General features: G+C 49.0%; 19 protein-coding genes. 13 read left to right on the top strand and 6 right to left on the bottom strand.

The window, feature by feature from the left end; translation table 11 throughout:
• Position 1 precedes the first annotated feature (1 nt).
• The 5 genes from ACFQY8_RS01945 (at position 2) to nagA (ending at position 6181) form a co-directional block, all read left to right on the top strand.
• Complete coding sequence (locus ACFQY8_RS01945) at positions 2-2158, top strand: dipeptide/oligopeptide/nickel ABC transporter permease/ATP-binding protein (protein WP_377938072.1); 2157 nt, start codon at positions 2-4, stop codon at positions 2156-2158.
• Positions 2151-2981, top strand: coding sequence for an ABC transporter ATP-binding protein (locus ACFQY8_RS01940; protein ID WP_377938070.1), 831 nt, complete (start codon positions 2151-2153; stop codon positions 2979-2981). The genes ACFQY8_RS01945 and ACFQY8_RS01940 overlap by 8 nt, the downstream gene beginning before the upstream one ends.
• Before the next feature lie 42 nt (positions 2982-3023).
• Entirely contained in the window at positions 3024-3992 is a 969-nt protein-coding gene (locus ACFQY8_RS01935; RefSeq protein WP_377938068.1) for a dihydrodipicolinate synthase family protein, read from the top strand.
• Positions 3993-4073: 81 nt separating this feature from the next.
• The gene (nagB, locus tag ACFQY8_RS01930; RefSeq protein WP_377938066.1) at positions 4074-4862 is read left to right on the top strand and encodes a glucosamine-6-phosphate deaminase; all 789 of its coding nucleotides are present in this window, start codon (positions 4074-4076) and stop codon (positions 4860-4862) included.
• Between the two features lie 20 nt (positions 4863-4882).
• Positions 4883-6181: an N-acetylglucosamine-6-phosphate deacetylase gene (gene nagA, locus ACFQY8_RS01925; protein WP_377938294.1), complete on the top strand. Its 1299-nt coding sequence runs from the start codon at positions 4883-4885 to the stop codon at positions 6179-6181.
• 131 nt (positions 6182-6312) lie between these two features.
• Here nagA and ACFQY8_RS01920 read toward each other — a convergent pair whose 3' ends face one another.
• Positions 6313-7104: a FadR/GntR family transcriptional regulator gene (locus ACFQY8_RS01920; protein ID WP_377938065.1), complete on the bottom strand. Its 792-nt coding sequence runs from the start codon at positions 7102-7104 to the stop codon at positions 6313-6315.
• A 214-nt stretch (positions 7105-7318) separates the two neighbouring features.
• Here ACFQY8_RS01920 and ACFQY8_RS01915 point away from each other — a divergent pair, with 214 nt between their 5' ends.
• From ACFQY8_RS01915 to ACFQY8_RS01895, 5 genes are read left to right on the top strand one after another with little or no spacing between them, the layout of a single operon-like run.
• Positions 7319-8248 carry a DUF4862 family protein gene (locus ACFQY8_RS01915; RefSeq protein ID WP_377938063.1) on the top strand — a complete coding sequence of 310 codons (930 nt, stop codon included), beginning with the start codon at positions 7319-7321 and terminating at the stop codon, positions 8246-8248.
• Positions 8235-9359 (top strand): ROK family protein, encoded by a 1125-nt coding sequence (locus ACFQY8_RS01910; protein ID WP_377938061.1) that lies wholly within the window; start codon positions 8235-8237, stop codon positions 9357-9359. Before ACFQY8_RS01915 ends, ACFQY8_RS01910 begins: the two co-directional genes overlap by 14 nt.
• A 56-nt stretch (positions 9360-9415) precedes the next feature.
• On the top strand, positions 9416-10090 hold the full coding sequence (locus tag ACFQY8_RS01905) for an N-acetylmannosamine-6-phosphate 2-epimerase (RefSeq protein ID WP_377938059.1): 675 nt from the start codon (positions 9416-9418) through the stop codon (positions 10088-10090).
• Between the two features lie 20 nt (positions 10091-10110).
• Positions 10111-11169: an alpha/beta hydrolase gene (locus tag ACFQY8_RS01900; protein ID WP_377938057.1), complete on the top strand. Its 1059-nt coding sequence runs from the start codon at positions 10111-10113 to the stop codon at positions 11167-11169.
• A gap of 14 nt (positions 11170-11183) precedes the next feature.
• Complete coding sequence (locus tag ACFQY8_RS01895) at positions 11184-12557, top strand: DUF4032 domain-containing protein (RefSeq protein ID WP_377938055.1); 1374 nt, start codon at positions 11184-11186, stop codon at positions 12555-12557.
• Positions 12558-12657: 100 nt separating this feature from the next.
• Here ACFQY8_RS01895 and rlmB read toward each other — a convergent pair whose 3' ends face one another.
• Complete coding sequence (gene rlmB, locus ACFQY8_RS01890) at positions 12658-13641, bottom strand: 23S rRNA (guanosine(2251)-2'-O)-methyltransferase RlmB (protein WP_377938053.1); 984 nt, start codon at positions 13639-13641, stop codon at positions 12658-12660.
• Positions 13642-13647: 6 nt separating this feature from the next.
• Complete coding sequence (locus ACFQY8_RS01885; RefSeq protein WP_377938051.1) at positions 13648-14958, bottom strand: CPBP family intramembrane glutamic endopeptidase; 1311 nt, start codon at positions 14956-14958, stop codon at positions 13648-13650.
• Positions 14959-15100: 142 nt separating this feature from the next.
• Between ACFQY8_RS01885 and ACFQY8_RS01880 the strand changes: the two genes are divergently transcribed.
• On the top strand, positions 15101-18139 hold the full coding sequence (locus ACFQY8_RS01880) for a cation-translocating P-type ATPase (RefSeq protein ID WP_377938049.1): 3039 nt from the start codon (positions 15101-15103) through the stop codon (positions 18137-18139).
• Positions 18140-18188: 49 nt separating this feature from the next.
• Here ACFQY8_RS01880 and ACFQY8_RS01875 read toward each other — a convergent pair whose 3' ends face one another.
• The 3 genes from ACFQY8_RS01875 to dcd form a co-directional block, all read right to left on the bottom strand.
• Positions 18189-19229 carry an alpha/beta hydrolase gene (locus ACFQY8_RS01875; RefSeq protein ID WP_377938047.1) on the bottom strand — a complete coding sequence of 347 codons (1041 nt, stop codon included), beginning with the start codon at positions 19227-19229 and terminating at the stop codon, positions 18189-18191.
• 66 nt (positions 19230-19295) lie between these two features.
• Positions 19296-20027, bottom strand: coding sequence for a phosphatase PAP2 family protein (locus tag ACFQY8_RS01870; protein ID WP_377938045.1), 732 nt, complete (start codon positions 20025-20027; stop codon positions 19296-19298).
• Complete coding sequence (gene dcd / locus ACFQY8_RS01865; protein ID WP_377938043.1) at positions 20017-20622, bottom strand: dCTP deaminase; 606 nt, start codon at positions 20620-20622, stop codon at positions 20017-20019. The genes ACFQY8_RS01870 and dcd overlap by 11 nt, the downstream gene beginning before the upstream one ends.
• Positions 20623-20696: 74 nt before the next feature.
• Here dcd and ACFQY8_RS01860 point away from each other — a divergent pair, with 74 nt between their 5' ends.
• A complete protein-coding gene (locus tag ACFQY8_RS01860) occupies positions 20697-21482 on the top strand; it encodes an alpha/beta hydrolase (RefSeq protein ID WP_377938042.1) in 786 nt (261 codons plus the stop codon).
• 31 nt (positions 21483-21513) lie between these two features.
• Positions 21514-21825 (top strand): hypothetical protein, encoded by a 312-nt coding sequence (locus ACFQY8_RS01855; RefSeq protein ID WP_377938040.1) that lies wholly within the window; start codon positions 21514-21516, stop codon positions 21823-21825.
• Positions 21826-21849 lie beyond the last annotated feature (24 nt).

Raw genomic sequence — 21849 nt, 5'->3', positions numbered from 1 at the left:
TATGCTGTTTGGTCATAATAAAGCTGTTCAGGCTGTATCTCGTCCAGGTGTTAAGTTTCAGCGTTTTTCGCACATTAAATTCAGTACAAAACTTGCTGGTTTCTTTATCATCCTCCTCGTAATAGTTGCTGTCATTGCTCCAATTATCTCGCCAGCAGATCCACTCAAGATCACTATGAGCTATCAAGCACCATCAGTGGCACATCCTTTTGGTACGGATAACCTTGGTCGAGATGTCATGAGCCGCGTATTTTATGGTGCACGATACTCTCTAGTTATTGGTCTTGGTGCAGTGGCTTTAGCGCTTCTTCTTGGAGCAGTTATAGGAGCTATTGCCGCAGTATCTCGTCCGTGGATTTCCGAAGTAATTATGCGTATCGTAGACATTTTCATGTCGGTACCAGGTATTGCGCTTGCGGCAGTATTCGTTACTGTTCTGGGACAATCCATGATTGGCATTATTTGTGCAATTGGTATCCTGTATGTGCCCCAGATTACACGAGTAGTGCGTGCAAATATCATAAGTGAATATGGTCGCGATTATGTTCGGGCTGCTATCGTGTCTGGCGCGCGAGCTCCATGGATTTTAGTAAAGCATGTAGCGCGAAATATCGCTGCTCCAGTTATGGTATTTACCACGCTATCTGTGGCAGATGCTATCGTCTTCGAAGCCTCGCTGTCTTTCATTAATTTAGGTTTTCCTGAGCCGACTCCAACGTGGGGAAATATTCTTTCTTCTGCAAAGCAGGGCGTTATTTTCGGTTACTGGTGGCAGGCACTTTATCCAGGTTTAGCAATCATGATTACGGTGCTCAGCCTGAATATTCTTTCCGAGGGGATTACAGATGCTATCGTATCTGCGCCAAGTGCTCCAGTGGTAAGGAACCCAGAAGATGCAGCTGCTGCACGTAAAGAGGATCAAATTCTCGCAGATCCTGTAGCTGCCTATGCTGCTCAGCATGAGTCTTTGGTGCAATCCTTGGCACAGCTCAAGGAAGCGGAACGCCTAAGGACTGATAGATTTACCCCAAAGGGTGCAGATGCTGGTGAGCCAGTTATCGAAGTTAAAGATCTATGTATTTCGTTCCCGCGTCATGGTGACGTGAATGTGGTAGATCACGTATCCTTCTATGTGCGCCCAGGCGAAACTATGGGCTTAGTAGGCGAGTCTGGCTGCGGAAAGTCTATTACATCTCTGGCTATCATGGGATTATTGGACAGCAGGGCTACTATCACGGGTGAGATTAACTTTGATGGTAAGAACCTCGTCGGTCTGGATCCTAAGGAGCATAATGCTCTGCGTGGTCATGAGATTGCGATGATTTACCAGGATGCTTTAAGCTCACTAAATCCATCTATGCTCATTAAAAATCAGATGGCACAGCTCACTAAACGTGGCGGCACACGCACAGCAGAAGAACTCTTGGAACTCGTGGGGCTTGACCCTAAGCGTACGCTGGAGTCATATCCTCATGAGCTTTCTGGTGGTCAGCGTCAGCGTGTACTTATCGCAATGGCTCTCACTCGTGACCCTAAACTTATCATCGCTGACGAGCCTACAACTGCGCTAGATGTTACAGTACAGCGCCAGGTCATTGAGCTGCTCAATGATCTACGCGAGAAGTTAGGCTTCGCAATGATTTTTGTCTCGCATGACCTTGCGCTCGTTGCAAAGGTAGCACACAAAGTAACCGTCATGTATGCTGGTCAAGTCGTAGAACAAGGTTCTACTGAGGAGATTTTGACTGACCCTCGTCATGAATACACACGCGGCTTACTCGGCTCGGTAATCTCTATCGAAGCTGGACAGCGTCCACTGCATCAGGTTCCTGGAACTGTTCCAAGCCCTAAGGATTTCCCAGAGGGTGATCGTTTTGCACCGCGCTCGTCGCACCCGAATGATGCTCTTGATGAACATCCGGTGATGATTGAGATTCCGCACACGCATCATCGCTATGCTGTACGACCTTCACTCGCTAAGTTGGACACAGATAATAATCCGCAGAGCAGTCCTGGAGAAATGGTTCATATCATAGACCCAGCTTTGAACAATGCATTTGAAAATGGTGCTGATGTTCCAGGAATTGTGTCCAACATCGTTAAGGATAGCACACCAGCAGCGCCTATTACATTGGAAGGAGAGAAAACTCATGAGTGATGCAGTATCTCCAATCATTGAACTCAAAAATATTAAAGTTATTTTTAAAACGCGCACTGGTGGTATTTTTCACCCCAATACGATCACCGCGGTTAATGATGTCAGCTTCAAGCTGATGCCAGGACAAACCATCGGTCTTGTGGGAGAGTCTGGCTGTGGTAAGTCCACTACTGCGAATGTACTATGTGGCTTACAAACGGCTACAGAAGGTACGGTTCTTTTTAAGGGTGTGGATGTCACGAAGCGTTCAGCAGCTCAGAGGAAGAAAATCGGTCGAGTTGTATCAGTGGTATTCCAAGATCCTGCTACTGCATTGAACGCACGCATGAAGGTAATTGACCAGCTCATTGACCCTCTCGCCGTGCATGCACTGGGCACAAAGCAGGAGAGGATTGATCGCGCCATGGAACTTATCCGCATGGTGGGGCTTCCAAGCTCAGCTCTTGACGCACTTCCAGGACAGTTGTCTGGCGGTCAGCGTCAACGTGTGGCAATCGCGCGTGCGCTCAGTCTCAAGCCCGATGTCATCATTGCGGATGAGCCGACTTCTGCGCTGGATGTTTCGGTTCGAGCACAGATACTTAATCTCCTCACTAACCTGAAGAAAGAGCTTGGTCTTGCGATGGTGTTTATCAGTCATGATATTCAAACGGTGCGGTATGTATCGGACGAAATTGTGGTGATGAACGGCGGAAAAATCGTGGAACGGGGTGCTGCCAAAGATGTGTTCTATCACCCTCAGCATGAGTATACGAAGATGCTGCTCGCTGCGGCTCCGTCACTGCTTCACCCGACCGAGGAAGAATGCGTACCTCGTGTCTAAACTTATAAACTTACAAACTTTCAAATAGCACAAGGATAAATCATGGATAATCGCTTTAGAGGCGTTTTCCCGCCTGTCGTTACCCCTCTTACTGCTGATGGGCAGTTTGATGAGGAATCATTTACTCGCAGCATTAATCGCATGATAGATGCAGGAGTTAATGGGCTGTTTGTATTAGGTTCTTCTGGCGAAGTAGCGTTCAGCACTGATGAACGCCGTCATGCAATTACTGAGGCTGCAGTCCGTATCATCGATCATAGGGTACCACTTCTCGTTGGGTGTATTGATATGGAATCACAGCGAGTCATTAAACATGCACAAGCAGCGAAAGAGCTAGGAGCAGACGCTATCGTAGCTACGGCGCCATTCTATGCGTTAGGCGGTCAGGCGGAAGTTGAGCGCCATTTTCGGCTCATTCACGAAGCTGTCGATTTGCCATTATTCGCATACGACATTCCGGTGTGCGTACATACAAAATTACAAGCAGATATGCTCGTGCGTCTAGGACGTGAGGGTGTACTCAGCGGCGTCAAAGATTCATCGAATGACGACGTAGCATTCCGTTTTCTTGCGGATAAAAACGAAGAAGCAGGACATCCACTCGCGCTTTTGACAGGGCAGGAAGTTGTGGTTGATGGCGCTTACATGGCTGGCGCAGATGGTTCAGTACCAGGTCTGGCAAACGTAGAAGCCACAAGTTATGTGCGCCAATGGCGAGCGTATGAGGCGGGAGATTGGCTCACCGTACGCAAAGAACAAGACTTCACGGCACATTTGATGCGCATAGTATCTGCGCCACAAAACGTTCAGGGCTTTGGCGCCGGTGTAGGCGCGTTCAAGACCGCTATGGCGTTACTCGGTGTTATCAAGACAAATCAGATGCCTGAGCCTGTACTTCCACTTAAAGGCGAAAATGTTGAAAGAGTCGCTTCTGTGCTTCGCGAAGTGGGGCTTAAACCGGTAGTGAGTGCAGATGAAGTAAGTGAAAGCGCTCATATCCGAGGCGTATGAGTTTGTGACTTGTGTACTGATATGTGCACTAATCAGTACACAAGTAGTACTTATAGATACAGAATTTGTAGAAGGATAATTATGACTGAAGTACTTATAGTGAAGTCTCAAGAGGAAGCGGGGAACCTTTATGCCGAAGCAGCGTGCAGACTTATCAAGGCTAATCCCTACGCTACTCTTGGACTAGCTACGGGGTCCACGCCTCATACCGCTTATCAAGCACTTGCTCAAAAGGTGCGTGAAAATCATTTAGATGTGTCACATGTGTGTGGCTTCGCTCTTGATGAATATGTGATGTCTGATTTGAGCCATCCGCAGTCATACCACAGTGTCATTGATCGTGAAGTGGTTGTTCCTGTGGGTCTTGACCCCAATAATATTCACGTACCTAATGGAGCAGCAGACGATGTACCTCGCGCGTGCAGTGAATATGATAAGGCTATTGCGGACGCGGGAGGTATTGATATCCAGATTTTAGGCATTGGGACAGATGGGCATATCGGCTTTAACGAGCCAGGAAGTTCGCTTACGTCACCTACCCGCATGAAAACCCTTACTGAGCAGACTCGAGTAGACAATGCGCGGTTCTTTGATGGAGATCTTAATCAGGTGCCTTCACACTGTATCACTCAAGGTGTGGGCACCATCATGAAGGCTCGCCACTTGGTACTCCTTGCATTTGGCAAGAGTAAAGCTGCTGCTATAGCGGCGAGCGTTGAAGGAGCTGTCACTTCGATGTGCCCAGCGTCTGCATTGCAATTACATCCACATGCGACGGTTATCGTTGATGAGGATGCTGCTTCACAGCTTTCGCAGGTTGAATACTATAAGTGGGTAGCACAAAATAAGCCTCAATGGCAGGTTCTATAATGAGCGCGCTGAGTAGTGTGATGAGCGCATCAGAAACTGCGAGAGGAAAAGTCGCCCAACGCATTGATTTACAAATGCGAGGGAAAGATGATGCTCAATTACATAATTTCGTGCTTGTACACGCTACCTTAATTGATGCGAATGCAGTGCGAGAGAACTCATGGGTGCGTGTCGTCAACGGGAAAATTGAAAACACGGGATCTGGTGATTTTCCCGCATCCACCTACGTCAGTGAAGCTCATGCGAGGAGGACTAGCATAAGTGAAGCTGATACCGACGAAGAAGTTATCGACGTGCACGGTTTTATCGTGTGCCCCGGTTTCATCGATATCCATTCGCATGGAGCTTGGGGGGCATCTTTCGATGATGGCAGTAGCGCCATTGCTCAGGCACGTGCTTTTCATATGATTCACGGTACTACACGGCAGGTGCTTTCCCTTATCACTAATCCTTGGGATTTACTTCTTGATAATGTGCGTAAGGCTGCACAGGTCTCTCATGCGCGTGAAGACGTGCTTGGCTTACATCTTGAAGGACCGTTCTTAGCGATTCAGCGTAAAGGGGCTCATGATGAAAGATGCCTACTTGATCCGACTGATGACCGTGTGCGTGAGCTTCTTCATGCGGCAGATGACACTTTGCGTCAAATTACTATAGCTCCTGAGCTGCCTCATGGTGTAGATGCGATTTCGCAATTTACTGCAGCTGGAGTTCATGCGGCAGTAGGACATTGTGATGCGAATTATGAGGCTGCGGTGAGGGGATTTGAGGGCGGAGCAGATATTTTGACTCACATGTTCGACGCGATGAACGGGATATCTCACCGTGCTCCTGGCCCTATTGCTGCAGCAATCGAGAGAGAGGCCGTTGTATGCGAAATTATCGCAGATGGTTTCCATGTGCAAGTACCGGTACTCCGTCTTGCTGCGCGGCTTGCGTGCCATCGTTTGGCTCTTGTTACGGATTCAATGGCTGCCGCTGGGTGTCCAGATGGTGCTTATACCCTGGGGAATCTTGACGTTAAGGTCGTTGATGGGCATGCAAGGTTAGCGAGCAATGGTGCAATAGCTGGATCCACACTTGTACTTGAGCAAGCTGTGCAACGCATGGTGCATGAAGTTGGAATGAGCGTGCAGGATGCTATTGAGGCAGCAACATTTACGCCAGCACGAGCGATAGGTGTCCATAAGGTAAACAGCGTAACAAGTGCACCTCTGGGGCTTCTTCAAGAGGGTTACGCCGCTGACCTGCTTGTTCTCCACCCAGACACCTTGGAAGTTCAGCGTGTCTGGTGTGCTGGACATGAGGTGACGGTTTAGCAGGAATAAAGCAGTAAAAGTAAGGAGTAAAAAGCCGATAGAGAAGGGGACGGTGCTGGTTTGAATTGAATTAAATCGAATTAAATTAGCGCCGTCCTTTTTTGCACTCTCTGGTTTGCTTAATGATTTGTTTAATGATTGAGCTGGCGGATAATTTCCTCAATCGGAGCATAGTGTGTCTCTAGGGCTATACGATAGGCATCTTCATCTCCTGCAATCGCCGCGTTGAGAATGTCTAAATGTGCTTGAGCTGTATGCTTCAAATCTGCTGTAATATCAGCTTTTAATGCTGGAACGACCGCCATATGCACGAGCCATAAACTTTGTGCGAGCTGTTTGCTTATAGCGTTGTGTACGTGCCTCATCATCGTCGTATGGAACTCGCTGTCTTGCTCAAGAAATGTGTGTCCTTCGGCGCTTTCAGCATCCATTTGCCTTGTAATCTCGCGTAGACGGTTGATTTCGCTCTCGCTAAAATTTGGCATACTCGCGATAACTTGCCGTGCCATACCGTAGTCGAGGATCTTACGCAGCTCAATGATATCTCGTAAATCTGTATAACTATCATTGTGGGGAATCATTGCGCGGAACGAGAGAGCTTCCACGAGTGGCTCCAAAGATAGGTTGCCAACGAATGTCCCTCTTCCGTGTGCGACGGTGACGATATCAAGTGCTTCTAATTTACGAAGTGCCTCGCGGATAGACGATCGTGCTGTCTTGAGGTGCTCGCACAGCTCAGACTCAGTAGGTAGAGGATCGCCAGGGTGAAGCCCCTCTTTAATGATATAGGTTTTAATAGCATTCATTGTGATATCTACACGTCGGCGAGGAGACATGAGTAGATTATCGTCCGTGGTTAATGAGTTGGTAAGCTCTTCGACGTTAGCTGCTTCGAAGAAACTTTCGTTATCTGTGATATCCATGGTCACTCCATTCTTTGCATGAGAGTGTGGTGCTCTATCTTTACTTCAATCACATCACTGTGATGAGATAAATAGAAAATCGCATTATTTATACACATAATATATATCAGACATCAGACAAATATGATATACTGTTATGTAAGAAAATGTGTTTGCGACGCATATGTTTTCTGTGTATTGTGCATGTACTGTGCACATGAAGGAGTGATGCGCAATGTCTCTCGATGTGATAGTGGGAGTTTACGCCTCGCAGCCGGCGAATGAGCGTGACAAACAAGAGTATTACACCATGCTCGCTGCTGAGGAATGGATAAATGGCGCAGAAATTCCATATCCGGGAGAGCTTGCATATGATGACAATTGTGCATGGCTTGCTCGGGTTCTGCCAAAAAACTGGCATAGCAATACGGTGACGCTCATTCCTGGAACTATGCAAGAGGTTGGGAAAAATCAACGCTTCGGATTGGCGTCGTGCGATATTTTAGGACGGCACGAGGCACTTCTTTATCTCAGAACAATGCGAGATAATCTTGATAATTTTCTTCAACGCCGTGGAGCTGCCGACATTCGATATATACAAATTCATACTGCCCCGAAAGGCTGCGCCGATGCGGCGGCGATGTCTCGAAGCTTAGATGAAATCTGCTCGTGGGATTGGGGAGGAGCTCAGATTGTTATCGAGCACTGTGATAAACAGGTAGAGGGGCAGCCAGCTGAAAAAGGCTTTTTGCCTATCGAAGATGAGATTAAATTAGCATGTAATTATGACCTCGGCATAACTGTCAATTGGGGACGAAGTGTGTTGGAAGCGCGCAGTGTGGCACAGGCGAATGCGCATATACAGCAATGTGTACAGGCGAATGCGTTGACCGGTCTCATGTTTTCTGGTGTAAGTGCACAAGCGCTTGGCGATTATAGTTACGCTTGGCAAGATGCACATGTACCGTTGAGCGTGGATGAACCTCATAGCTTAATGACCCCTGACGCCGTGAATAGTGCCGTACGCGATGCATGCGAGAGCAAGAAATGGCTTGCTGACGGTTACGTCGGTGCAAAAATTTGTGTTCCAGCTGCGGCTCATTTAAATACACGCATAGACTACCTCCGACACGTATATAAGGAGATTCGTTATGCGATGGGATGAGGATTTTAATTCTAAGCAATTAATTGTGGATAATCGTCCATCATACATTGCCGTTGATATTGGTGGCACAAAGATAGCAAGTGCTATCGTTGCGATGACAGAATCTGCTTATATGGAAGATTCTGGAACAGACTCAGAAGATTTTGTGGGTTTGCCTTCATCACAGATTTTAAGAAAGGCAGCGTCGAAGGCAGATGCGCTAACGGAAGCAGAGCATACCGCTGCCGTCAGCTGCCGAGTGCGAAAGCCAACTGATGCTCTCAGTGGCGGTCCTCATGTATTACGCACAGTAGTGAAACTCATAGAAAGGCAGTATGAGAGAGCACGTAATGCTGGAATTACTATAAGGGGCATAGGAATCGGTAGTGCTGGAGTGGTAGATAGTGAACGTGGCATTATTATCTCTGCAACAGATATTATGCCTGGCTGGGCTGGGCAATGTGTAGCGCGAGCCCTGCAAGAAAGCCCTGTAGTGGGCAGCGTACCTGTGTATATGGTAGGAGATGTCGGTGCACATGGCTTGGGTGAAGCACTCTATGGTGCTGGAAAAGGATATGAGTCGGTGCTCTCTCTCGGAATTGGAACGGGCATCGGCGGCGCTTACATAGAGCGTGGAACACTTAAATCCGGCGCGCACGGTGCTGCAGGACATGCTGGTCACGTATCTCATGGTTTAGGAGCTGGCGTCCTATGCTCGTGTGGGGCGTATGGGCATATTGAGCCTGTAGCGTCAGGCACAGGGCTTGCCACTCTCTACAATCTGCGCAAGGATAAGCATACTGCCACGGCTCTTAATGGCGCAGACGTTGTGGAACGCATGATGAATGGGGAGAGTTTTGCTCGTACAATCGTGTACGAATCTGCAAAGGCTCTTGGTGAGTGTATCGCTGGAATGGCAAATCTCATAGACCCCTCAATTATTGTTATGTCTGGTTCAGTTGTGAAAGCTGGGCAAGTGTGGTGGGACGCTTTGCGCGAGGGGTTTTTCTCTAGTGCTCTTGGGCCAATTCAAGAGACTAAACTCGTTTCTGGCGAATTGGGTGATGATGCTCCGCTTATTGGTGCAGCCTATGCTGTTCATGCATATATTAGCGCGCGTAAGGAACGTTAAAAGCTTAGGACTTCAGAAGGAACGAAGCAGCTTAAAGTAAAGAAAGAAGGAATGTAATGACGCATCCTATTATTGAATCCCTTCGTGGTGGTCTGGTGGTAAGCTGCCAAGCATATCCCGGCGAACCGTTGCGCCACCCAGAGACGATGGCACAAATGGCTCAGGCGGCTGTCCTCGGTGGTGCCGTCGGAATTCGCTGCCAAGGGTTGGCAGATATCGCCGCGATTAAAGGACAGGTTGGTGTTCCCGTAATCGGTATATGGAAAGATGGGCACGAAGGAGTCTTCATTACCCCTACACTGCGGCATGCGCGGTGCTGCATGACTGCTGGTGCTGACATCATCGCTTTGGATGCTACTCGTCGCCCTCGCCCAGATGGACTAACGTATGCGCAAAATGTAGAAGCCCTCCATAGCGAAGGAGCTCTCGTTATGGCAGATTGCGGAAGTTTCGAAGATGCGCGTATGGCTGTAGACGCAGGTTCTGACATCATTTCCACTACGCTGAGCGGATATACAGGTGAGCGTGAGAAAACTACAGGTCCGGATATAGAACTCCTTGAACGCATGGTGGCTACTTTCCCGCATACCCCAGTGATTTGCGAAGGCAGAATTCATACGCCACAAGATTTGAAATTAGTCATGGATAAGGGCGCATGGTGTGCTGTGGTTGGTACGGCTATCACCCATCCGACGACCATCACGTCATGGTTCGCTCAGCAGTGCAAATAGCGTAAAGGTTCTCAAGTACGATGAGGTATACATATTCTGGTGCAGAATGGGTCTATACTTCCGTGGATTCACAACTGTACATGCCACTTATGGAAATAGCGAATCATGTGGGAACAGTAACTCATTTATCCCCACAAAAACGCCGTGAAATACAGTCCTCAATTAAGGTGGAAGAGCCAAGTTGGATATCCCAATATCTTATCGTCTCAAATTTCGACGTGAGAGGATTAAAGGGAGACAATCTAAGCTTGCGCGACGACATATCTGTGCCTGTGCGGCTTTACACGCCACGCGAATCTGCTAATGAGGAATTGCCGGTATTACTGTGCTTCCACGGCGGAGGACTGTGGAAAGGCGACCTAGATTCTGAGCACATTATCTATGCACGACTTGCTCATGAACTTCGCGCCGTTATACTAAGTGTCGATTATCGATTAGCGCCTGAGCACCCCTATCCTGCTGGGTTACACGATTGTGCGACTGCACTTCAGTGGCTCGCTGATAATAGTACTCACTTGAATATTGATATGAATCGACTTGCATTTTATGGTGGTTCTGCGGGAGGGAATCTCGCTTTAGCCCTAGCAATGTATGCTCGAGACAATGGTTTAGTTATGCCAAAATTCATTATGGCGATGTATCCAATGATTGATGATAGACATACTACTCCGTCTTCATATCAAATTACTGAAACGAAGCCTGGCGCGTGGAATAGGCGAGATAGTCTTGAAGCGTGGCGTTGGTACCTTGCGGACAATGAGCCAGATATCTATGCGGCTCCGGCTCGGGCGGACATTGCTGAGCTTGAAGGACTGCCGCCTGTATATATGGACGTGGGTACTCTCGACCTATTTCGTGATGAAGATCTTTCTTTCGCCACCCAACTTTCAGCTGCCGGAGTAGAGGTTGAGATGCACATGACTCCGCGCATGGTGCATGGAGGGGAGAACGTTGCTCCAGACGCGGATATTAGTAAGCGTATTTGGGGGTATCGTATGAGTGCTTTACGTCGTGCGCTCGGAACGGATGAGCGTGTCGAGACAAGTGATAAGACAATAGGTAAATTTAGCAAGCCGTGAGTAAAGTGGGTTCCATGGAACAAGATCCACGATTGACAAATGCAACGTCTGTAAAGTCTGGTGACGATGTCGCTGAGCAGACTGAGCCGAGAGCACTTACTATTACTTCCGCTACGGCAAACCCTCGCATGTTTACCCTGCCATGGTCGCTTCCGTTGGCTCGGTGGTCTGAAGATTTAACAGTGAATTTACCGCGAGGTATATCTCGGCACGTTGTACGATTTGTACGGGTAGGAGACCATGTAGATGCATTGAAAGAGATTTCTTTCCGGTCGGCTACACGTGAATATGAGATGCTGCGCAGTCTGGAAAAGATTGATGTTCCAAGCGTTAAGCCAATTGCTGTTGTGTCGGGACGTAAGAATTCTAATGGCGAGCCACTTGAAGCGATTTTGGTCACTGAGCAATTGAAGTTTTCGCTGCCATATCGGGCATTATTTGCTCGAAATTTGCGCGTAGACACTGCGGACAAACTCATTGACGCTTTGGCGGTACTTCTCGTACGCTTGCATTTGCAGGGTTTCTACTGGGGCGACGTGTCGTTGTCAAACGTTCTCTTTTTGCGCGATGCAGATAATTTCTCTGCTGTTCTTGTAGACGCAGAGACAGGTGCGTTGTACTCCAATTTAACCGATGGGCAGCGGGAATATGACATTGATTTAGCGCGCACGAATATCATTGGTGAGCTCATGGATTTGCATTCTGGAAACCTGCTGCCATCTGAGGTGGACGAAATTGAGGTAGGCAACCGTTTGGCAGATCGCTACCATGAGCTGTGGGATGCTTTGACAGGCATGGATTCCTTCTCTACGGATGAGATGTGGAAGATTGAGCAGCGTGTCAACCGTCTCAATGAGCTTGGCTTTGATGTGGACGAGCTTGAGATGACTGCTACCGAGGACGGCAATCGTATCAACGTTCGCCCTCGTGTGGTGGATGCTGGCTATGCGTCGAACAAACTGCTTCGCTTAACAGGTCTTGACGTTCAGGAAAACCAAGCACGACGACTTCTTAACGATTTAGATGCGTACCGCACGTCGACATGGCGTCAAGGTGAAGAGCTTGAAGTCGTTGCAACCGATTGGATGCGTGAGATTTTTGAGCCAACGGTACGGCGCATTCCAACGGAATATCGTCAATTTATTGAGCCTGCTCAGTTCTTCTATGAAGTACTCCAGCATCGTTGGGAGATGTCTGGAAAAGTGGGGCATGATGTTTCTATGCCTGAGGCTACGGATGATTATATTGAGGAAAAATTAGCTGAATATGAGATAGATCCCGAAGCTATTCAGTCTATTCTCGATGAAGCGGATTCTGGTGTGATGGACGATTATGATGATTACAATCCAGATGAAGATCCTGATGCCGCTGTGTGGGCTTCCGAGTAGGAGATAAGCATAAGGTTATAAATTCTCTTGTAGCAAATCGCAGTGAGGGTGGGGAATGTTTCACGTGAAACATTCCCCACTGCTATATTTGCATTGCTGCTTACTCGGTAGCGGAAATACGAGCCTTATGCACGCTATACAGTGCGATACCAGCTGCAACTGACGCGTTGAGCGACTCCACCATTGACGTCATAGGAATACCTACAATGGAGTCACACGCCTCCCGCACTAAGCGAGAAATCCCCTTGCCTTCGGAGCCGAGAACTATGACGAGTGGATCTGTCTCAAATCCAGACTCTCCCACGAGAGCATCACCCCCGCCATCAAGCCCAATGGTGTAGTAGCCGCGCTCGCGCAGGCTCTCAATTGCCTTCGTAAGGTTGACCACTCGCGCTACTGGCATGTGCGCGGCAGCTCCAGCGGAAACTTTCCATGCTGCTGCCGTTACTGATGCGCTGCGACGTTCGGGAAGGATGACTCCGTTTGCCCCGAATGCTGCCGCAGAGCGTATGACAGCACCAAGATTTTGCGGATCAGTTACACCGTCGAGAGCGATGAAGAGCGGACGTGCGAGGTTACGGGCTTTAGGAGATGCGCCAGTGAGGGCTGCTGCCTTTGTTTCTGCCCGCTGCGCGAGTGTTGCCAAGGAGGCATATTGATATGGCTGTGCACGTAAGACTACGCCTTGGTGGTGAGAACTACGCGCGATGCGGTCAATTTCCAAACGATCAGCCTCAAGCAAATTGATGCCTTGCTTGCCAGCAAGCTGAATAATTTCACGTGTGCGGTCATCATGCTCAATATGTGAAGCGATATACACGTCTTTACTGGGTACACCTACACGCAAAGCCTCAAGGACGGCATTGCGCCCAATGACGATGTCATCACTGTCATGAGTAAATTTAGCTACGCGACGCTTTGCTGCCAGCCGCGGATCAGCTGCCTTACGTTTATCGGCTGCCTTCTTTGCGAAATACGCCTTGTGGTATACGCGGTCTTCAGCCTTTGGAGTAGGCCCCTTACCTGCCAATTTATTGCGGTGCTTGCCGCCTGAACCCTTAGTTGGTCCCTTCTTATTTGCCATAACTTACTATTTTACGCGATACGGCGAGATTTGTGCGTCTGGTATGGGAAGGGATGAAGTGGAAGGTGCAGCGGCAGACGCAGGAGTCGGCGCGGGTATAGGTGCAGTCATTACAGGTGCAGGAGTCATCGGTGTAGGAGCCGCCGGTGCGGCGGGTACAACTGGCGAGACAGGAGGATACGCTACTACACGTGCATATTGGTACTGAGTAGCAAGGGCGGCTGCTACCTTATAGTCACGCTGGAGCTGACGACGAGAGGCCGTAGTTTCTTCCCACTGGTGGATCCGCTTAGAGAACTCTCCGATGTAATCCTTACCTTCATCCATAAACCATCCAAAAAGCGATGCACACACCACGATAATGACGGCAATGATAATCTGTACGGCGATATCTATTCCGGCTGATATCCAAGCAGTAGAACCAGACGGCGAATTTGCTGATGGTGAAGTGTCAACGAAACCGCATGCGGTGAAAAGCATAATCGTCACGTTATTAGAGATATGCATACCCATACCGGCCTCAAGCCCTCCGAAATACATTGCTAAGTAGCCAGCTATGAATCCAAGACAGAAGACTGTGCTTAATCCTGACCAGTCGTAGTTATGCAAAGACGTGAAAATAATTGCAGGGAGTATAGGCACGAAAATTTGCGCAAGTCCGCGAGGAATCCATCGTCCCATGGTTTGAATCAAAGCACCGCGGAAGAGGTACTCTTCCGTCATGCATTGAACGGGGATAAGTGTCAGTGTCAGAAGAATTGCGTAGAGATTAGGAAAATGTGGCGAGAGAGCTGCGCCGTGTCGGTAGTCCACATACGTAGAAATGCCGTTAAGCAGCATAAAACCGATGAAAGCGATGAATGTGGACCATCCTAAAGCACGCCAACGGATATGGCCAAAAACGCTTGAGAGAGAACCAAAACTTTGGCGTTGAAGTACGTAAATTGCCCACCATAGTGCTGGAAGCATGACTGCCACGCCTCCAAACTGAAGCAGAATTGACGTCGGATCTGCAGAAACAATGGGGTCAAAGCCTTTATGAGCAAATGGGAGAAGGCTTTTGATACTTTCCGTGCCGAAATAATTGATTGCGGCGACCACTACGGCAGGGATACTCAGAGCAATGTATCCTACGAAGAAAATCCCAAAAGTAGCAAGAGGTACCCACCACGGGTTGGACCTCGTGTCACGCAAAGTGGACGCATAACTATCTCCTCTCCACCATCCTCGCGGCTGCACGAGTTCGACTGGCTTGCGATACGTAGTCTTCGGCGGGGCCGAGGTATAAGGTTGCGTGATATGCGTGCTCTTGTACATAGTGTGATTATAAGTTCATGCGGCGCGCAACTCCACTACACAATTCGAAAATTTCCGCTAGAATCTCATATACGTATGTATTCATATCCGCACAGCGCGTGAGACGCGTTGACTACTCTGCGGCGCGACCAAGGAGTAGGTCATGTCTGATTTACCTCGTGAAACGCAGCTTCATTCACCATCGACTTCTTCATTAGGTTTGTCATTAAATTCATCATCGGATTCGCAACCATATGCAGATGCCGACCCTTCCATCCTCGACATCAATGCAGTAGAGACCGCACTCCACACAAGTGTGACAAATGGTCTCAGGAGCGAAGAGGCACGTGCTCGCTTAGAGAAATATGGTAGAAATGAGTTAGCAGGTAAGCCTGCTGTACCAGCGTGGAAACGTTTCCTCGTACAGTTCCAAGATCCTCTCGTTTATTTGCTTCTTGTGGCGACGATCATCTCGTTTGTCGCGTGGGTTATTGAACGTTCTACAAATCCATCTGGGGCTGAGCCGCTGCCGTTTGACTGCATAGTTATCGTCGTTATTCTCATTGTGAATGCTGTGCTGGGGTTCATTCAAGAGAACCGCGCTGAGGCTGCTGTAGAGGCGCTTTCGCAGATGACTGCACCGCATACGACTGTGCTTCGTGATGGCCGTGCGGTCACCATTAATACTGCTGAAGTCGTGCCAGGAGACATCTTGATCTTAGGTGAGGGCGATACGGTATCGGCAGATGGGCGATTGCTCAGTGCTGCGAGTTTACGTGTCGCTGAAGCATCACTGACAGGTGAGTCGCTTCCTGTAGCGAAGAAAACGGGGACTTTAGAGAGCACAAAATCTTTAGGAGACCGTACAAATATGGTCTTTAACGGCACGGCAATCACGCAAGGTACGGGTCGTGCCATTGTGACATCCACGGGTATGAAAACTCAGGTGGGCAAAATCGCTGACATGCTGTCGCAAACGAAAGAAGATTCCACTCCACTGGAAAGAGAGATGGATAATGTCTCCAAGATTTTGGGCATCGCCGTTGTCATCATTGCGGCAGTAGTGCTTGCTGCGCTGTGGTTGCTTGAAGGATTCCACAGCATTGATGATGTCATCGAGTCTCTTCTTCTTGCGGTATCTCTTGCCGTAGCAGCTGTCCCAGAAGGTTTGGCAACTATTCTGACGGTAGTTCTCGCGTTGGGCGTGCAGCGCATGGCAAAGCACAATGCCATCGTTAAGAAGCTGAGTTCCGTGGAAACGTTGGGATCGGCATCGGTTATTTGCTCAGATAAGACAGGAACTCTTACACGTAATGAAATGACCGTCGAAACGCTTATCACTGCCAGTGGCGAGGTGAAGGTGACTGGTACAGGATACGTTCCGGTAGGCGTACTTGTCGGGCTAGAGGGCGAAGAGATAGAAACGTCGAGCCCGATACGCCGTGAAGTTGTGACCGCGCTCGTAGCTGGATCTATAGCGAATAATGGTGAGCTACGCGATGAAGGAGAAATTATCGGTGACCCTACGGAGGTGTCTCTCCTCGTAGCCGCGCGCAAAGTTCACGCGATGGACGACTACCAGAGCATCGAGCGTGTAGCAGAGATTCCTTTTACATCCGAACGTAAAATGCAGACAGTTATCGCGCGAGATAAAGCTGATGCTGACTCATTGACAGCATTTGCCAAAGGTGCGCCTGATATCCTTCTCGAGCACTGTTCATACATACTTGTGGGTGATCATGTACGAGCAATGACTCAGGGAGACCGACAGGACATACTCGCACATGTAGAGCGCTTGTCGAATCAGGCATATCGTACCCTTGGGCAAGCGTATGCTCCATTGCACGTGGCTCGTATGCAGGACATTGATGGCGTACGTGTCGATGTTTCAGGGCGTGTGGAAGACATCGCTGAGCAGGCTGATGCCATCGAGCATGACTATATCTGGGCAGGAATGGTCGGCATTATCGACCCGCCTCGTACTGAAGTGCGTGACTCCATCGCTGAAGCACACCGTGCAGGTATCAGAACCATCATGATTACGGGTGATCATCCTCTTACCGCAGCACGTATCGCTGCTGATTTGGGCATCATCGACGAGCAGCAGGGCGACACTAGAGAAAGTGTATATGGATTAGAACGCGCGGAAAACATCACAGGTCGTGCTCTGACAGCCTTGACAGGGGACGAGCTTGATGCCATGAGTGATGACGAGTTTAATGCAGCTGTTCGTCATGTTTCTGTGTATGCGCGTGTAGCACCAGAGCATAAAATGCGTATCGTCAAAGCATTGCAGTCTCATGGCAACATCGTGGCGATGACAGGCGATGGCGTCAATGATGCTCCCGCAGTCAAAAGCGCAGACATAGGCGTGGCGATGGGCATTACAGGTACAGAGGTGACCAAGCAGAGCGCAAAGATGATTTTAGCTGATGACAATTTCTCCACGATAGTAGAAGCTGTCAAGGAAGGACGTATCATCTTTGAGAATATTCGCAAATTCTTACGCTATCTTCTCTCCTCCAACGTTGGTGAAGTCTTTACCGTCTTCTTTGGCGTGGTACTCGCTGGAGTTCTCGGTATTAAAGATCCATCTTCTACAGGTGTGACCGTGCCGCTTCTTGCTACACAACTCTTGTGGATTAACCTCCTCACCGACGCTGCCCCCGCGCTCGCAATGGGAGTGGATGGGCAGACAGACGATGTGATGAACCGGGCGCCTCGCAAGATGAGTGACCGGGTCATAGACGCGGCTATGTGGTGTGACATCGCATTTATCGGAATTATTATGGCAGCTGTGACACTAATTGGCATCGACTTGTATCTGCCGGGCGGCCTATTTACTGACATAAGCGCTGTCAACGTCAACGGTGCATCACACGACGAGCAGATGGTCATGGCGCGTACTATGGGCTTTACTATCCTCGTCTTTGCGCAGCTATTCAACGCCTTGGCTTCACGCTCTGCCACACAGTCCGCGTTCAAGAATCTTTTCTCAAACGTGTGGCTGTGGGGAGCTATCGCGCTCTCTGTCGTTTTGCAGTTGGCTGTAATTTATATTCCAGCTCTGAACACGGCATTTGGCACGACGCCGCTTCACCCACATCAGTGGTTTGAAGCACTGGGACTTGCAGCTCTCGTCCTTGCACTATCGGAAGTGTACAAGTGCGTGGCGCGGCTAGTTGTGAAACGACATCGCTAATTCTAAGACGCCGAGAAGGCTACGTTGAAAGGCGTAAAAGCTACTCGCCCTACTCCACCGTCGCCTCAACGATTGCCATTTCTATCTGACTCCAGCTTTCTTTGGCCTCTGGAATTGGCTGCAATGGATAGTCATGAGTCATGTGCTCGCCGATGTGGAGTTTTGTCTTTACACCAGCGGAAGTAAGACGAGTAGCGAAGTCAGTAACGTCAGGGAAGAATATTTCATCGCTACCTTGGATGATAGTGACTTCGCTCTTATGTAGTGCCTTTATGTCCGCTGAGTTAGCTTTGAGAGGGGAGATGCGAGAATCGTCCATAGACCATTGCCCAGCCCACTCGTGCGCATCAACACGTAAGCGGTCGGCATCGAGCATAGGATCACGGTCGACATATGCATGGATGTCAGGGTTGGACAGAGTCACATCAACCCATGGGCTAATGGCAATGATACCTTCTGGTGCTTGAAGACCCTGTTTTGCCCAAGTAAGAGCTAGACCGAACGCTAGCCCAGCACCCGCACTGTCACCCATAAGGATAACTTTCTCGTCTGGATTCAAAATGCCGTAACGCGTGTACAGAGCTGTGATACTGCGGTATGCATCTTTAGCGGTACCCCATGGAGCAGGAGCGTAATCTGGCGCGATTACGGTGACACCCATCTGACGAGCAAGTCTCGTCATGAATGCCACATGATATGCGTCAAAGCCTGTAATATAGCCACCTCCGTGCACGTAGAGCACTGTGACGTTGTGCACGGTGGCAGAGGAGTAGTCTCGTGGCTTGAAACGGTACGTTACCATGCCAAAGGTGTCGAAATCCTGGTCATTACCGTCATCGTAAACGTCGGCAATACCAGATTTGAGTATGATTCCTGGTAGACCTGCTGGCCGTTCAGCACTCTTGTGTTCATCAAGTAGCGCCATCTCATCCTGAGCTGTACGAGATGGCGAAAGTTCGCTGAGTTTATTGATAGCGAGGGAAATTCCAGAGCGCTGGAATTTATGTTGTGCATACTTGTCAAAAGCCCAAGCTGCCCCCGTGAGTGCAGCCGCTGCGGTAACGAGCTTAGCAATCGTATTTTTTGCCATGATATGTACCTTCCTTGGGACGATTCTATGGTCTCATACTATGTTTTCGAGAGAGTAGAATGATTTTTATTTGCTTGACACAATACGCGGAGTGGCGTTTTCACGAGCTTTTTTACGCTTTTCGCGCTGATTTAGATAAACCCATGCGACGATACTTACCCACGCAAGTCCTAGACTCCATCCAGACAGGACGTCTGAAGTCCAATGCTGGGCGGTATAAATGCGGCTCCATCCGATGCATAGTGGCATAATGAATCCAAGGATAGTCATTACTTTTGCGGCTGTGCGTTCGGCTTCATTAACGGCAATCATTGTCAAAACAAGGGCAACGGTTAGCCACAAAACAGTATTGTTCGCACTATGTCCGGAAGGGAAGGATTGTTGATCTTCTACGTGACCTAGCCACAGAGCAGATGAAGGACGCTGACGATTGACGAGCTTTTTCAATGCTGTCACGATAACGACATCACCAGCAAGTGCACCAAAGACGATTTCTACTTCGAGCCATTTACGCCTATATGCTAGATATCCCAAGGCAATAATTGTAAGAAGAATGACGATGATTGTACCGCCAAGAGCGGTAAATCCTAAGGCGATAGGGTTCAAGAAACCTATGCGGTGGTGGACGACCCGTGTAGTGATTGCTAAATCCATGCCGGCTGTAGCGCCGGACCAGACGAAGGCAAGCAGCAGGATGAAGACAAAGCCAGAAATGATACCGACACGAGCCGCTAAAGTACGGTAATCTGTGGACTGAGAGGATTGAGCAGCGAGGGTGTGAGAATTATTATTTTTCATCGTGATACGTTAGCTCTCCGGATACGTCTGTCTTATGGAAGTTGATGTATGAACGTGAAGCAGTCGGACCGCGCTGACCTTGGTAGTGCGAACCATTTTCTGCACTACCATACGGATGGTCGGCAGGGCTCGACATCTGGAAGAAGCACATTTGTCCTATCTTCATACCTGGCCACAACTTCACGGGAAGATTGGAAACGTTTGATAGTTCCAATGTGACATGACCTTCGAAGCCTGGGTCAATGAATCCAGCCGTGGAGTGAGTTAGTATACCTAAGCGGCCAAGTGAACTCTTACCCTCGAGCCTAGCTGCGATGCTGTCGCCCAGCTTGACGTACTCGTATGTAGAGCCCAAGATGAATTCGCCAGGATGTAAGATCCATGGTTGAGATGCATCCACCTCGAGCAGCTCAGTTAGGTCTCCTTGATTTTCTGCAGGATCTACGTAGGTGTACTTATGGCTATTAAATACGCGGAAGTAGCGGTCAAGGCGCACATCGATAGATGCTGGCTGGACCATAGCTGGCGTCCATGGAGTTAAAGAAATGTCGCCAGCTGCTTGTGCTTCGACTATATCGTGATCACTTAAAAGCATACTTCTCAGTGTACTGGAATGGATAGCAAAACAACCTCTATCGCCACATTCTGATGGCGACTACAATGCTAATTATGAAGCACATTCCTATCGAACCAGGCAAAGCGGCGACTGCAGTTTCTGGTCATTATGGCGATTCTTTGCGCGTGGAGCAGGCATTGTGGTCTCGCGGGCGCGGCATGAACAATCCGCGTCGTCCGCTTTTTGTGCTCTTGCATGGGTGGGGATCGAATGAGAATGATATTGCTGAATTTTTCGGTAGTTATGTGTCTCCCTTGAGTGATTATGTAGCACTTCGTGCACCACTGACTTTGCTTGACCCCGATGATATGGGTGTCTTCATGGACGATGATGCTTCAAGCCTGGCAGCAAAAACTGATGGAGCATATTCGTGGTTCCACGAAGCAGTGCCGAGTGGTGAAAATCTTGATCGTGATATATACGCTGCGGCATGCGCTGTCGATGAATGGGTGGATGACTTTATTCCTGACGAGCGTGAAATTATACCGTTCGGCTTCTCACAAGGCGGTGCTCTTGCGGTCCATCTTTTGCGTATCAATCCTGACCGTTATAAAGCTGTCGCATGTTTATCCGGTTTCTGCGCGCCGGGTTTGGTAGAGGGCACGCATGATGGCGATGAATCGTTGCAATTGAAGTCACCTCACGCTTTTTATGGATTTGGTATGCGCGATGACGTGGTGGCGCGGCATGAGTCAAGCGCGTTGGCTGCTTTCTTAGAGGAGAATACTTTCCTCAAATTGTGCGAGTATAAGAAGCTCGACCATGCAGTAAATCTTGACGAGTGTAATGACGTGCGACAGTGGCTTCTCGATATTGGGGCGTCTAGCGGCTTAATGTAACGTTTTGTAGCATCTCATGTAAGATACAAGTATGGGAAACGTTCTGACTATTATCTTTTGGCTTGCTGTCGTTATCGGCATTATTTACTTTGTCGTGCAGTGGGCGAAAAGTGATGCTGTCATCAATAACCAGGCAAGCGGGTTGAGCTCTGTGGAGCGAGATAGGGATGAAAGTAAATCTCGCACCCCGCGCATGGCTGGAACTCCTGTTTCCTATACGCCGCAAGAGGATATTCATGAGGTAGCAGCGCAGGAGCGAGCGCAAGCGGTTGAGGATAGCACTCAGGAAGCGCCAGTCTATCTTGGTGATAATTCCTCGGTAGTTCCAGTGCATTTGAAGTAGTTTTATTTCTTTATGACTTTTATG

This window comes from Alloscardovia venturai, from assembly GCF_042676605.1.
Lineage (GTDB): Bacteria > Actinomycetota > Actinomycetes > Actinomycetales > Bifidobacteriaceae > Alloscardovia > Alloscardovia venturai.
This window is presented reverse-complemented; position numbering and strand designations above follow the sequence as displayed.

Bases quoted from the DNA above. Each gene is read 5' to 3' on its own strand.
- ACFQY8_RS01900 (WP_377938057.1), top strand. From the start codon at position 10,111: ATGAGGTATACATATTCTGGTGCAGAATGGGTCTATACTTCCGTGGAT.
- ACFQY8_RS01895 (WP_377938055.1), top strand. From the start codon at position 11,184: ATGGAACAAGATCCACGATTGACAAATGCAACGTCTGTAAAGTCTGGT.
- nagA (WP_377938294.1), top strand. From the start codon at position 4,883: ATGAGCGCATCAGAAACTGCGAGAGGAAAAGTCGCCCAACGCATTGAT.
- ACFQY8_RS01860 (WP_377938042.1), top strand. From the start codon at position 20,697: ATGAAGCACATTCCTATCGAACCAGGCAAAGCGGCGACTGCAGTTTCT.
- ACFQY8_RS01940 (WP_377938070.1), top strand. From the start codon at position 2,151: ATGAGTGATGCAGTATCTCCAATCATTGAACTCAAAAATATTAAAGTT.
- ACFQY8_RS01905 (WP_377938059.1), top strand. From the start codon at position 9,416: ATGACGCATCCTATTATTGAATCCCTTCGTGGTGGTCTGGTGGTAAGC.
- nagB (WP_377938066.1), top strand. From the start codon at position 4,074: ATGACTGAAGTACTTATAGTGAAGTCTCAAGAGGAAGCGGGGAACCTT.
- ACFQY8_RS01885 (WP_377938051.1), bottom strand. From the start codon at position 14,958: ATGTACAAGAGCACGCATATCACGCAACCTTATACCTCGGCCCCGCCG.
- ACFQY8_RS01915 (WP_377938063.1), top strand. From the start codon at position 7,319: ATGTCTCTCGATGTGATAGTGGGAGTTTACGCCTCGCAGCCGGCGAAT.
- dcd (WP_377938043.1), bottom strand. From the start codon at position 20,622: ATGCTTTTAAGTGATCACGATATAGTCGAAGCACAAGCAGCTGGCGAC.
- ACFQY8_RS01945 (WP_377938072.1), top strand. From the start codon at position 2: ATGCTGTTTGGTCATAATAAAGCTGTTCAGGCTGTATCTCGTCCAGGT.
- ACFQY8_RS01875 (WP_377938047.1), bottom strand. From the start codon at position 19,229: ATGGCAAAAAATACGATTGCTAAGCTCGTTACCGCAGCGGCTGCACTC.
- ACFQY8_RS01880 (WP_377938049.1), top strand. From the start codon at position 15,101: ATGTCTGATTTACCTCGTGAAACGCAGCTTCATTCACCATCGACTTCT.
- ACFQY8_RS01910 (WP_377938061.1), top strand. From the start codon at position 8,235: ATGCGATGGGATGAGGATTTTAATTCTAAGCAATTAATTGTGGATAAT.
- ACFQY8_RS01920 (WP_377938065.1), bottom strand. From the start codon at position 7,104: ATGGATATCACAGATAACGAAAGTTTCTTCGAAGCAGCTAACGTCGAA.
- rlmB (WP_377938053.1), bottom strand. From the start codon at position 13,641: ATGGCAAATAAGAAGGGACCAACTAAGGGTTCAGGCGGCAAGCACCGC.
- ACFQY8_RS01870 (WP_377938045.1), bottom strand. From the start codon at position 20,027: ATGAAAAATAATAATTCTCACACCCTCGCTGCTCAATCCTCTCAGTCC.
- ACFQY8_RS01935 (WP_377938068.1), top strand. From the start codon at position 3,024: ATGGATAATCGCTTTAGAGGCGTTTTCCCGCCTGTCGTTACCCCTCTT.
- ACFQY8_RS01855 (WP_377938040.1), top strand. From the start codon at position 21,514: ATGGGAAACGTTCTGACTATTATCTTTTGGCTTGCTGTCGTTATCGGC.